The organism is Nocardiopsis sp. B62 (genome assembly GCF_018070675.1).
In the GTDB taxonomy this organism is placed as follows: Bacteria; Actinomycetota; Actinomycetes; order Streptosporangiales; family Streptosporangiaceae; genus Nocardiopsis; species Nocardiopsis prasina.
The window spans coordinates 287,343-300,299 of the sequence record NZ_JAGPXK010000005.1; the positions used below are offsets into that span (position 1 = coordinate 287,343).

At 71.6% G+C, this 12,957-nt stretch carries 8 protein-coding genes; all 8 read left to right on the plus strand.

Annotated features, from left to right (window positions below; all coding sequences use genetic code 11):
* Nucleotides 1-235 precede the first annotated feature (235 nt).
* Nucleotides 236-1,309, plus strand: coding sequence for a TAXI family TRAP transporter solute-binding subunit (locus tag KBX21_RS08700; protein ID WP_210841578.1), 1,074 nt, complete (start codon nucleotides 236-238; stop codon nucleotides 1,307-1,309).
* A gap of 13 nt (nucleotides 1,310-1,322) precedes the next feature.
* A complete protein-coding gene (locus KBX21_RS08705; RefSeq protein WP_049578149.1) occupies nucleotides 1,323-1,898 on the plus strand; it encodes a DUF1850 domain-containing protein in 576 nt (191 codons plus the stop codon).
* A gap of 105 nt (nucleotides 1,899-2,003) precedes the next feature.
* Nucleotides 2,004-4,289 (plus strand): TRAP transporter fused permease subunit, encoded by a 2,286-nt coding sequence (locus tag KBX21_RS08710; RefSeq protein WP_210841579.1) that lies wholly within the window; start codon nucleotides 2,004-2,006, stop codon nucleotides 4,287-4,289.
* 148 nt (nucleotides 4,290-4,437) lie between these two features.
* Entirely contained in the window at nucleotides 4,438-5,490 is a 1,053-nt protein-coding gene (locus tag KBX21_RS08715) for a hypothetical protein (RefSeq protein WP_210841580.1), read from the plus strand.
* 43 nt (nucleotides 5,491-5,533) lie between these two features.
* Nucleotides 5,534-6,016 (plus strand): hypothetical protein, encoded by a 483-nt coding sequence (locus KBX21_RS08720; RefSeq protein WP_210841581.1) that lies wholly within the window; start codon nucleotides 5,534-5,536, stop codon nucleotides 6,014-6,016.
* Nucleotides 6,017-6,091: 75 nt separating this feature from the next.
* Nucleotides 6,092-7,627 (plus strand): 3' terminal RNA ribose 2'-O-methyltransferase Hen1, encoded by a 1,536-nt coding sequence (locus KBX21_RS08725; RefSeq protein WP_210841582.1) that lies wholly within the window; start codon nucleotides 6,092-6,094, stop codon nucleotides 7,625-7,627.
* Nucleotides 7,624-10,218 (plus strand): polynucleotide kinase-phosphatase, encoded by a 2,595-nt coding sequence (locus tag KBX21_RS08730; protein ID WP_210841583.1) that lies wholly within the window; start codon nucleotides 7,624-7,626, stop codon nucleotides 10,216-10,218. Before KBX21_RS08725 ends, KBX21_RS08730 begins: the two co-directional genes overlap by 4 nt.
* A 198-nt stretch (nucleotides 10,219-10,416) precedes the next feature.
* Nucleotides 10,417-12,957, plus strand: a 2,541-nt coding sequence (locus tag KBX21_RS08735) for an endonuclease/exonuclease/phosphatase family protein (protein ID WP_307869178.1), incomplete at its 3' end; no start/stop codon positions are given.

Here is a 12,957-nt window from a genome sequence, read left to right on the forward strand (position 1 = left end):
CCGAACGATACCAACGAGTGCGAAACCTCAGAAGAGGCTCAAATCCCTTCCCTGGGTCTGCGGATTTCGACGTGATGACGGTTACGTTTCTCGCGGTGGCGGGGCGGGGGCCACGACTGCGTCCCGAGGCCCGCGTGCCGGAACCGGACGCACGGTTCGGGCCCGGCCAGCGGGTATCCCCCGGCACTCCCGCGCCCCCTGACTCACCAAGCATCCCGAGAGGACCCCCACAACCATGCGACGCTCCAAACTGTCTTTGGTCGCCATCCCCGCCAGCGTGCTCATGCTGGCCGCCTGCTCGCAGCCCGCTGAGCAGGCCGCCGAGGACATCGAGCTCGGTGGCGGCGAAGTCCAGAGCAACCTCAGCATCGTCACCGGCGGCACGACGGGTGTGTACTACCCGATCGGCGGCGCCCTGCGCGGCATCATCGGCGACAACCTCGAAGGCCAGTCCGCCTCCGTCGAGGCCACCGGCGCCTCCGTGGAGAACATCCGCCTCCTCGGCTCCGGCGAGAGCCACCTGGCCATCGTCCAGGGCGACGCCGCCGACCAGGGCTTCACCGGCACCGGCGACTTCGAGGGCGATCCCGTCGAGACCTACTCGCTCGCGGTCCTGTACCCGAACGTCTTCCACGCCGTGACGCTCCAGAGCATCGCCGAGCGCGAGGGCTTCGAGTGCTTCTCCGACATCATCGGCACCCGCTACTCGGTGGGTGACATCGGCAGCGGCAACGAGGCCACCACCAACCAGGTCTTCGACTCGCTGGAGATCGGCCCGAGCGAGGTCGAGATCCAGCAGCTGGGCTACGCGGAGACCGCCAACGCCCTGACCAACAACCAGCTCGACGCCGGATCCTGGGTCGTCGGCGAGGGCCACTCGGGCATCACCGAGCTCGGCACCACCGAGGACATCGCGCTCATCGAGATGTGCGACGACGAGCGGGACATGATCGTCAGCGGCTACGGCGGCTACACCGAGCACGTCGTCCCCGGCGGCACCTACCCGGGCATCGAGGACGACGTGTCGACCATCGCCGTCTGGAACGCCCTGGTCGTGCCCGGCACCTTCAACGAGGACCAGGCCTACGAGATCACCAAGGCGATGTTCGACCACATCGACCAGGTGATCGGCGTCTACGCCCCGGGCGAGCAGTACCTGGTGCCGGAGACCATCGAGAACAGCCCCGTGCCGGTCCACCCGGGCGCCATCCGCTTCTACGAGGAGCAGGGCGTCGACATCCCGGCCGAACTGCGCCCCGAGGGCTCCGAGGCGGGCGACAGCGCCGCCGAGGACACCGACGAAGAGTAGGTCGCACGCACCGATGGAACCGACCGCGGTGGGACCGTCCGCGGACGCCGAGCCCCGGCGTCCGCGGATCTCCGCGCTCCGCCGAGCCGCCCTGTGGGTCGGCGCAGGACTGGGCGCGGCCCTGGTCGTCGGCGCGCTAGTGCCCGTGTGGCCCGCGCTGCGCCTGAGCGTCGACGGCGACCGCCTCGGACACCTGCCGCTGGCCGAGGGCGAACAGTTCACCGTCTCCTACGTGCACTCGATCGACCACCTGCCGATCGAGGAGAACCTCGAGGTCCGTGACGGCGAACTGGTCGCCGACTCCACCCGCCTGCGCCAGTTCGGCGCGGGCATGGGCCAGATCCCCGGACAGGGCACCGGCCGGGCCGACGGTGAGTGGTGGGTCATCGAGGACATGAACCGCCACGTCGGCCCGGAGCTCGCGATCCGCGTGGGCACGGCCTCCGTGGACCACCGGCTGCGCACGCCCGACGCCGAGGTACGGCTCTCCCCGTGCCTCACCTCCCGCAGGGTGGCCGTCGAACCCGCCCGGATCTCCACCCTCGTCCTGCTGGTCGGCCGCTCACCGCAGCCGGTCTGCGACGAGTAGCAGTCCCCCGAAGTCAGGTCGTCCCCCCGCCTGAAGCACCCTCCGCCGCGTGGTCACCGTGTTCTCACGCACCGCGCGGTCCATCTGTTGAACCCGAGGAAGAACATGGCTGAGAAACCGCAGGCGCGGGGTGAAGCGCCCCCGACTCCGGAGGAAACGGAGCGGGACGGCCGCGACGACACCGCCACCGCCACCGCCGACGAGTCGGCCGAGGCGGCCTCCGGCAAGGGAGGCCGCACCGCCGGTACCTCCGCCGAGGCCCTGCCGGACGTCGACGGGCTCAACGACGACGCCCCGCCGTTCTGGCGAGGGATCGCCGCCGAGCGCTGGGGCGAGGGCCGGTTCGGGCTGGCCATGGGCGGGATCATCCTCCTCCTGGGAATCGCCCTGACCGCCTTCCAGCTCTGGATCGCCCTGCGCTCCGGTCTGGACGCGCGTCAGCAGCGGCTCATGCACCTGATGCTGGTCATGCTGATGGTGTTCGTCATCATGCCGCCGTTCAAGAAGTCCACGGTGGAGGGGAACCCGGTCGCCCTCGTGGCGGGGGCGGTGCTCGACCTCGTCATGGTCGTCGCGACCGTGGTGGTCAGCTTCTACCCGATCGTCTACCAGGCGGAGCTGGCCCGACGGGCGGGCGCCTACACGGACCTGGACTGGATCATGGGCGTGGTCGCCATCGTGGTCCTGCTGGAGGCGACCCGGCGCTCGGTCGGCCTCATCATGGTGCTGCTGGTGGCCGCGTTCATCTACTACGCCTGGATCGGCCCTCTGATCCCCGGCGACTTCGGCCACTCGGGCGTGACGATCCAGCGCATCTCCACCCACGCCTACCTGGGCAACGACGGCATCTACGGGCTCACACTCGGGGTCGTCGTCACGTTCGTGTTCGTCTTCATCCTGTTCGGCGCGCTGCTGTCCAAGACCGGCGGCGGCAACTTCTTCGTGGGCCTGGCCTACGTCCTCACCGGCCGCATGGTCGGCGGTCCGGCCAAGGGCGCCGTGCTCGGCAGTGCCCTGATGGGTTCGGTCTCCGGCAGCGCCATCGCCAACGTGGTCACCACGGGCCCCTTCACCATCCCGCTGATGAAGAAGGTCGGCTACAAGAAGCACGACGCGGCCGGGGTCGAGGCAGCCGCCTCCACCGGTGGCCAGGTCCTGCCGCCCATCATGGGCGCGGGCGCGTTCCTCATGGCGGAGCGGCTGGGCATCCCCTACGCCGACATCGTCAAGGTCGCGATCATCCCCGCGATCATGTACTTCGCGCTGATGTTCCTGTTCGTGGACATCCTCGCCCGCAAGAACAACATCCGGCCGATGGAGGGGGACGAGATCCCCACCTTCGCCATCGTGATGCGCGCGGGCTGGCACTTCATGGCCCCGCTGATCCTGCTGATCGTCCTGCTGCTCAACTACGTGCCGCCGACGCAGGCCGGTCTGGCCGCCTGCGGCGCCCTGCTCGTGGTGGCCATGCTGCGCGCGAGCAGCCGTCTCAGCCTCAAGGACTTCCTCGAGGTGTTTGTGATGGCGGCCCGCAGCACCCTGCCGGTCTCCGTGGCGTGCGCCGTGGCGGGCATCATCGTCGGCATGGTCGGGCTCACCGGCCTGGGCCTGGTCTTCTCGGACGTGCTGGTCAACGCCTTCGCGGGCAACCTGTTCATGACCCTGGTGATGGTGGCCCTGGCCTCCCTGATCCTGGGCATCGGCCTGCCGGTGACCGCCTCCTACGTGGTGCTGGTGATCCTGGCCGGTCCGGCGCTGGAGCAGCTCGGTCTGGCGCTGATCGTCGCGCACATGATCGTGTACTGGCTCAGCCAGGACTCCAACGTCACCCCGCCGGTGGCCTTCGCGGCCTTCGCTGCGGCGGGTATCGCCAACTCCAGTCCGATGCGCTCGGGCGTGTCCTCATGGAAGTTCGCCAAGGGCCTGTACCTGATCCCCCTCCTGATGGCCTACTCGGCGCTCATGGAGGTGGACGGGCCCGTTATCGACCTGGTGCTGGCGATCGCCACAGGATCGGTGGCCCTGGCCGCCGGTGCCATGGCGATCGAGGGCTTCTTCCTGCGCCGCACCCTGCTCGGCGAGCGCATCGCGCTGGGGCTCTCCGCCGCCCTGGTCCTGATCGCCCCCGAGTGGAGCGGCTGGACCGAGTCGCTGCTGTCCGTGCAGGTGTCCGAGGACTGGTTCATCATCGCCGGTACGGTCGCGGGCATCGTGCTCATCGCGCTCCAGGTGATCAACCACCGCCGTGACAAGGCGAAGGGCCTGGTCGCCCCGCTCGGCGAGGAGCAGCCGAAGGCCGGGCAGACGGTGGGGACCGAGGAGCCCGAGGAGGCGTCGAAGGACGCGCAGGCCCGGGAGACCACGGAGGCCTCGGAGTCCACGAAGGCCTAGCGGTCACACCCGGAACCCGCGCGCGGGTCCCGGTACGGGGCGCGGTGGCGACTGCCACCGCGCCCCGGCGTGTTCCACCGGTGCGTTTGGTGGACGCGGGAACCCGCGCTGTGCTGGCGTTGACGCCGCATGTCCTAACCTCGCTGACATGTGGCGATTCGGATGGAAACCGGGGCGGGGCCTCCAGGGCACCGACCTGGAGGCGGTACTGGTTTCGGCCTCCTACGGAACGGACCCCCTGCTGCGCTCCGCCTGCGAGGCGGTGCGGGAGGGCGACGCGGAGGTGGGCGCGACCCTGCTCGTGGAGACCAGGGAGGACCCCGAGGTCCGCGCCTACCAGGCCGAGGCGCTGGGAAGGGCCGCCGTGGACCGCCCCGACGAGATCGCGGAGCTGGTCCAGGAGGGCGCCGACCCCGCCGACGCGATGCTCTGGCTCGGCCACGCCCTGATCGCCCGCGCCGTGGCCATGCCCTCCGGGGGAGCCGACACCGCCCAGGCCGACCGCAAGGCCTTCGAGGCGGCCCTGCACGAGGCGCGGATTCCCCTCGCGGAGTCGGCCCGGCTCAACCCCGACGACGCCGCCCCCTGGTCCGCGCTCCAGACCGTGGCGATGGGGCTGGGAGAGCACGAGGAACGGGAGCAGGCCTGGTCCGAGGTGGTCTCCAGGGCGCCGCACCTGTACCCGGCGCACGTGACACGGGTACGTTCCCTGGCCCCCACCCGCGGGGGATCGGCGGAGGAGATGTTCGCCGCCGCAGGGGCGGTGGCCGACACCGCGCCCGAGGGCAGCCCGCTGCCGTCCGTGCTCGCCCTGGCCCACGCCGAGTTCCTGCGCGGCGAACAGCGGCGGCTCGTGCGGGAGGGCAACAGCGCCTACATCACCTCCATGGCGATGGGACGCCTGCACGGCGACGCCGTCCGCGAGCTGTTCGAGCTCGCCCAGGGGTGGGCCTCCGCGGCCGTCCCGCACGTGCGCGACGTACAGGCCCACCACCTGTTCGGCTGGGCCTTCCACCGGGCGGGGGAGCCGGACCTGGCCCGCTGGCACCTGGGCATGGTCGGCCGGTACGTCTGCGACGTGCCGTGGGCCTTCTTCGGGGCCGCGCGCGCCGAGGTGGCCCTGGCCATGTCCGAGCTCGGGGTGGACCCGCGCCACGCGCCGGACGTGCAGGGGCCGACCGGGACCGGCGGGCCTGAGTAGGAGTACTCATGTGGTTCCGGCGGGCGCGGCGCAGACTCGCCTTATGACGAACACGACCCCCGAAAAGATCGCCCCGGCGCGCGCCGCCCTCATCGGCCTCGCCGTGGGCGTCGGCGCCGCACTCCTGGCTGAGACCCTCGGCTGGCTGCTCAATGTCCTTCTCGTCACGGTCCAGTCCGACGAGGTGGTCGGCGCCAACATCGGCGCAGGGATGGCCGCCGCGATCGTGGCCGCGCTCGCCGCTCCGGCCCTGGCCCTGCTCCTGCTGCGGCTGACGCGCGTGCCCCGCCCGCTCGCCGTCGTCCTGTACTCCCTGCCCCTCTACATCGTTCTGAGCATGGCCTCCTCCAGCGCGGGCACCTTCCTGGACCTCTGGCTGTGGGAGCGGTTCCCGGACTTCGCCACCGCCACCAGCCCGTGGGTGCCCTGGTACCTCATGACCGCGATCGCCCTCAGCGTCGCGATCGCCCTCTCGGCGCTGCTGGTCACCCGCTCCCACGGACGGCGCGATCCCGCCCACGCCTGACCCGCGCCCAGCTCGCTTCGGAACGCACCGAAAAAAGCACTGGTCGGCGGTGACCCGGTCGGAAACAATGCTCGGGTGCTACTGACGATCACCACCACCGCCCAGCCGGCGACGGACCTCGGACACCTGCTGCACAAGCACCCTGACAAGGCGCAGAGCTTCGAGCAGTCCTTCGGGACGGCGCACGTCTTCTACCCCGAGGCCACCGACGAACGCTGCACGGCGGCGCTGCTGCTGGAAGTGGACCCGCAGGCGCTGCTGCGCTCGCGAACGTCGGTGAGCTCCCCGGACTTCGCCCTCGCCCAGTACGTCAACGACCGCCCCTACGCCTCCTCCTCGCTGTTCACGGTGGCGCTCGGCAAGGTGCTGCGGTCCGCCATCCGGGGGGCGAGCGATCGCCGCCCGCAACTGGCCCGCACCCCCATCCCCCTGGTACTGCACCTGCCAGCGGTGCCCTGCCACCCCGGCCCCGAGAGGGCGCGCACTCTCTTCGAACCCCTCGGCTGGACGGTGGAGGCCGCCCCGGTCCCGCTCGACCCCGACCTGCCCGGCTGGGGCGACTCGCACTACCTGTCGCTCACCCTGACCGGCACGCTGCGGCTGTCCGAGGCGCTCAGCCACCTGTACGTGCTGTTGCCCGCGATGGAGGGCGGCCACAAGCACTACTGGGTGGACTCCACCGAGATCGACAAGCTCCTGCGCGCGGGCGGCGCACCCGTCGACGGTGTGGTCGACGAGGACGGCGCGGGCTGGCTGGCCGGGCACCCCGAACGCGCCTGGATCACCCGCCGCTACCTCGTCCGCCGCGAGAAGTACGTACGCACCGCCCTGGCACGCCTGACCGAGGCCGAGGACGGCGCCTCACGGCCCGGCGACGAGAACGGCGACGGGAACGGTGGTGAGGCCGCCGGAACCGCCGCCGTGGTGCCGAGCGACCCCGCCGTCGAGGAACGCGAGCCCTCGCTGGCCGACCAGCGCGCGGGCGCGATCACGGCGGTGCTGGGAGCCGAACGGGTCACCAGCGTCATCGACCTCGGCTGCGGCGGCGGCAGGCTGCTGGAGCGACTGGTCCGCGACCGCTCCCTGGAACGCGTCACCGGGGTGGACGTGCACCTGGGCAGTCTGGAAGTCGCCCACCGCAGGCTCTGCAAGGGCTGCCACCCGGACGGTGGCGGTCGCCACCGGCCCTTCGCCGAGCCCGCCACCCGCAGCGAGGGTGCGTTGCCCCGGCCCCGCCCTGAGCTCCTGCTGGGTTCCGTGGTCTACCGGGACCGCCGCTTCCAGGGCCACGACGCGGCAGTGCTCATGGAGGTCGTCGAGCACCTCGACCCCTCCCGGCTCCCCGCCATGGAGCAGGTCGTCTTCGGCGACGCCGCCCCCAGGGTCGTCGTGGTGACCACACCGAACGTCGAGTACAACCGCCACTACGAGGGGCTGGCCGAGGGGGAGTTCCGGCACGCCGACCACCGCTTCGAGTGGACCCGCGCCGAGTTCGCCGCCTGGGCCGACTGGGTCGCCGACGAACACGGCTACACCGTCCGCCACCTGCCGGTCGGCCCCGAACACCCCGAGACCGGCGCACCGACCCAGATGGGAGTCTTCACCAAGTGAACGAGTCGAACGACGAGGCCGCCCGCGAGCCCCGAGTGCTCGGCGTGCCCCGGATGGGGCTCGTCCTGCTGGTCGGGGTCTCCGGATCGGGCAAGTCCACCTTCGCCGCCCGGCACTTCCAGCCGACCCAGGTGATCGGCTCCGACTTCTGCCGGGGCGTGGTCAGCGACGACGAGAACGACCAGAGCGCCACCGCCGACGCCTTCGCCCTCCTCGGCACCGTCGTGGACATCCGGCTGCGGCGCGGGCTGCTGACCGTGGTGGACGCCACCAACGTCCAGCGCAAGGCGCGCGACCAGCTCGTCCGTATCGCGAAGGACAACGACGTCCTCACCACGGCGATCGTCCTCGACGTGCCCGAGGCGGTGGCCCGCAAGCGCAACCGCCTCCGCCCCGACCGCGACTTCGGCGACCACGTGATCCGCCGTCAGCGCCGCGACCTCAAGGAGGGGCTCAAGCGGATGTCCCGCGAGGGCATCCGGAGGACGTACGTCCTCCAGGGGCAGGAGGAGATCGACTCCGTCCGCGTCGAGCTGGAGCGCCCCTGGCCGGAGCGGACTGAACTCACCGGCCCCTTCGACATCGTCGGGGACGTCCACGGCTGCCGTTCCGAACTGGAGAGCCTGCTGGGGGAACTCGGCTACGAACTGCGCCGCGACGGCCTGGGCCGACCGGTCGGCGCCCGGCACCCCGAGGGCCGCACGGCGGTGTTCGTCGGAGACCTCGTGGACCGGGGCCCCGACAGCCCCGGGGTCCTGCGCCTGGTCATGGGCATGGTCGCCGACGGCGACGCCCTCTGCGTGTCCGGGAACCACGAGAACAAGCTGGTCCGGTATCTGAGCACCGGCAAGGGCAGGCTCACCCACGGCCTGGCCGAGACCGTCGAGCAGCTGGGCCGCGAGAGCGAGGAGTTCCGCAAGGAGGTCCTGGAGTTCTGCGACGGCCTGGTCAGCCACCTGGTGCTGGACGGCGGCGACCTCGTGGTGGCGCACGCCGGTCTCAAGGAGGAGTACCACAACCGCGCCTCGGGACGGGTTCGCTCCTTCGCGCTGTACGGCGAGACCACCGGTGAGACCGACGAGTTCGGCCTCCCCGTCCGCCTGCCCTGGGCCCGCGACTACCGGGGCCGGGCCACAGTGGTCTACGGGCACGTCCCCACGCACAGGGCCGAGTGGATCAACCGCACTATCTGTCTGGACACCGGCTGCGTGTTCGGCGGCAGGCTCACCGCGCTGCGCTACCCCGAACGGGAGATCGTGGACGTGGACGCCGAGCGCACCTGGTACGAACCGGTCCGCCCCCTGGTGGAGACCCAGCCCCGGCCCGAGGAGCGCGGCACCGGTCAGGTCATCGACATCAACGACGTCGGGGTGGCCGACCACCACGCCGGACTCATGGTCGAGACCGGGTACGGGATCGTGCGCGCCGACTCCGAGAGCGCCGTGGCCGCCCTGGAGGTGATGAGCCGGTTCTCCGTGGACCCCCGGTGGCTGCTGTACCTGCCGCCGACCATGGCCCCGGCGCCGACCGCCGCCGACCCCGGCCTGCTGGAACACCCCGACGAGGCCTTCGCCGCCTACCGGGGCTCCGGGGTGGGCGAGGTGGTCTGCCAGGAGAAGCACATGGGATCGCGGGCGGTGGCCGTCCTGTGCCGTGACGAGGCCGCCGCCGCGCGCCGCTTCGTCCCGGGCGAACCGGGCACCGTGTACACGCGCACCGGTCGCCCCTTCTTCCGCGACCCCGAGGTCCAGGCGGAGGTGGTCGACCGACTGCGGCGGGCGGTGACCGACGCCGGGCTCTGGGACCGGCTCGGCACCGACTGGCTGGCCCTGGACGGCGAGATGCTGCCCTGGTCCGCCAAGGCGCACGCCCTCATCCGGGAGCAGTACGCCTCCGTGGGGGCGGCCGCCCGGGCCTCCCTGCCCGCGGCCTCCGCCGCGCTGGCGGCAGCGGCGGACCGGGGCGTGGACGTCGGCGGGCTCGCCGCGACCATCGCCCGGCGCACCGAACAGACCGAGGCGTTCAGCCAGGTCTACCGCCGCTACACCTGGGACACCGAGGGCGCGGACGGACTCCGCTTCGCCCCGTTCGCGCTCCTGGCCACCGAGGGCAGGGAGTACACCGAGGCCGACCACCTCTGGCACATGGGCGTGGCCGAGCAGCTCGCCGGGACCGGCGGGATGGTCCAGGCCACCCGCTACCGGGTGGTGGACACCACCGATCCGGCCTCCTGCTCGGCGGCGGCCGACTGGTGGCGCGAGATGGTCGACCAGGGCGGAGAGGGCATGGTGGTCAAGCCGCTGCTCGGAGCCCGGGCCAGGGGCCGCAAGGGGCTGGCCCTGCCGGGACTGAAGGTGCGCGGCCCCGAGTACCTGCGGATCATCTACGGGGCCGACTACACCGACCCGGAGCGGATCGCGGTGCTCAAGGACCGCAAGCTCGGCCGCAAGAACGGACTGGCCATGCGCGAGCACAAGCTCGGACTGGAGGCCCTGACCCGCCAGGCCGCCGGTGAGCCGCTGTGGCGGGTGCACGAACCGGTCTTCGCGGTGCTCGCACTGGAGACCGAGCCGGTCGACCCACGGCTGTAGCCGGACCGGACCAGTGGACGACGGCGGCCCGGACCTTGGAGGATCACACCGGGGTCCGGGCCGGTGCTTGTCGTGTGATCACAACAATCGGACACCGGGACGCCTTCATTTCATGTGCACTCCTTCAAGCGGACATCCGTGACCGCGATGATGTGGCCCCACGGATCCCCCCGATTCCCCCCAGAGACCGGAGCAGGCGTGTCCCCAACCCCCTCCAGAACCACGTTCCCTGCCAGTCGGAGAATCCTCGCCTCCGCCGCCGCACTGGCCGCCGCGGCACTGGGCGCGAGCCTCCTCGCCCCGCTGCCCGCCCTCGCCTCGGCCGACACCCCCGTGATCAGCGAGGTCTACGGCGGTGGCGGCAACAGCGGGGCGCAACTGCGCCACGACTTCGTCGAGCTGGGCAACCCCACCGCGGCCGACGTCGACCTCACCGGGTGGAGCGTGCAGTACCTGCCCGCGCGCCCCGGCCCGAACACCCGGGTCCAGGTGACGCCGCTCAGCGGCAGCGTCGCCACCGGCGAACACCACCTGGTCCGCCAGGCGGCCGGAACCGGCGGCACCACCGACCTCCCCACCCCCGACGACACCGGCAACACCAACATGTCGGCCTCCGCCGGGGCCGTGCTCCTGGTGGAGGGCACCGCCCCCGTCGAGTGCCGCACCGCCGCGACCTGCGCCGAGGACGGGTCGATCGTCGACGTCGTCGGCTACGGCGACGCCGTGGTCCACGCGGGGTCGCCCGCGCGCGGCACCGGCAACACCACCTCGGTGTCCCGCGACGGGGCCCTCACCCACTCCGGGAACAACTCCGCCGACTTCACCGTGGGCGAGCCGACCCCCACCAACGGCGCGGGCGAGACCGTCGAGGGTCCCGGCGGCGGTGAACCCGAGGAACCCGTCGAACCCGGCGAGCTGCGCATCCACGACGTCCAGGGCACCACCCGGACCTCCCCGTACGCGGGCGACCAGGTGACCGGACTGCCCGGTGTGGTCACCGCGGTCAACGCCTTCGGCAGCGGCCGCGGGTTCTGGTTCCAGGACACCGAGGGAGACGGCGACCCGCGCACCAGCGAGGCGCTGTTCGTCTTCACCGGCTCCACCACACCCGACGTGGCGGTCGGCGACGAGGTCCTGGCGGCCGGACAGGTCAGCGAGTACCGTCCCCAGGCGGGCGCGCAGACCATCACCCAGCTGGAGAAGGCCCGGTGGACCACCCTCTCCCGGGGCAACGACCTCCCCGAGGCGGTGCTGCTCGACGCCGACGCCATCCCCCAGGACCACGCCCCGGACCACGGCGGCGACGTCACCGAGCTCGAACTCGAGCCCGACAAGTACGCCCTGGACTTCTGGGCCGCCCACGAACACATGACCGTCCGCGTGGAGGACGCCCCCGTCATCGCTGCCACCGACGGCTACGATGCCCTGTGGGTGACCACCCGCCCGGACGAGAACCGCACCCGCAACGGCGGCGTGCACTACGGCTCCTACGATGACCCCAACAGCGGTCGCGTGAAGATCGAGTCGCTGCTCGACCGCGACGTGCGCCCCTTCCCGGAGGCGAACGTCGGCGACACCCTGGCGGGCGTCACCGAGGGCCCCGTCTACTACAGCCGGTTCGGCGGCTACCTGGTCCGCGCCACCACCCTGGGCGAGCACGTCCCCGGTGACCTGGAGCGCGTCCCGGTCCGCGACACCGCGCGGCACGAGATCAGCGTGGCCACCTACAACGTCGAGAACCTCGGCGGCGCGGACGACCAGGCCGACTTCGACGCCCTCGCCGAGGGCTTCGCGGCCTACCTGGGCGCACCGGACATCGTCGGACTGGAGGAGATCCAGGACAACAGCAGCGAGACCGACGACGGCGTCGTGGCCGCCGACGTCACGCTGGACCGCCTCGTCGACGCCATCGCCGCGGCGGGCGGACCCACCTACGAGTGGCGTGAGATCAGCCCCGAGGACAAGAAGGACGGCGGGGTCCCCGGCGGGAACATCCGCAACGCCTTCCTCTTCAACCCCACGCGGGTCCAGTTCGTGGACGCCGAGGGCGGCGACGCCACCACCCCGGTCGAGGTCGTGGAGGGGGAACGCGGCGTCGAGCTGTCCGTCTCCCCGGGCCGGATCGCGCCCCGGGACGAGGCGTGGAACTCCAGCCGCAAGCCGCTGGTCGGCCACTTCCGCGCGCTCAACCGCGACGTGTACGTGGTCACCAACCACTTCAACGCCAAGGGCGGCGACGAGTCCCTGCACGGCGTCAACCAGCCGCCGAGCCGGGTGACCGAGACCCAGCGCCACAAGCAGGCCACCCTGGTGCGAGAGTTCGCCGACGACCTCCTCGCCGCCGACCCGGACGCCAACCTGGTGGTGATGGGCGACCTGAACGACTTCCAGTTCTCGACGACCCTGGACATCCTCACCGGCGACGGCGCGCTCACCAACCCCATGGTGGACCTGCTGGACGAGGACGAGGGCTACAACTACGTCTTCGACGGCAACTCGCAGGCGCTCGACCACATCCTGGTCAACGGCGCCCTGGCCGGACGGGTGGACTACGAGGTCGCCCGGATCAACTCCGAGTTCCACGACCAGGTCAGCGACCACGACCCGCAGGTCCGGTCCGCGACACCGCGCGGCACGAGATCAGCGTGGCCACCTACAACGTCGAGAACCTCGGCGGCGCGGACGACCAGGCCGACTTCGACGCCCTCGCCGAGGGCTTCGCGGCCTACCTGGGCGCAC

Coding starts and splice junctions, on each gene's coding strand:
- KBX21_RS08720 (WP_210841581.1), top strand. CDS start 5,534: ATGACGAACACGACCCCCGAAAAGATCGCCCCGGCGCGCGCCGCCCTC.
- KBX21_RS08710 (WP_210841579.1), top strand. CDS start 2,004: ATGGCTGAGAAACCGCAGGCGCGGGGTGAAGCGCCCCCGACTCCGGAG.
- KBX21_RS08700 (WP_210841578.1), top strand. CDS start 236: ATGCGACGCTCCAAACTGTCTTTGGTCGCCATCCCCGCCAGCGTGCTC.
- KBX21_RS08715 (WP_210841580.1), top strand. CDS start 4,438: ATGTGGCGATTCGGATGGAAACCGGGGCGGGGCCTCCAGGGCACCGAC.
- KBX21_RS08705 (WP_049578149.1), top strand. CDS start 1,323: ATGGAACCGACCGCGGTGGGACCGTCCGCGGACGCCGAGCCCCGGCGT.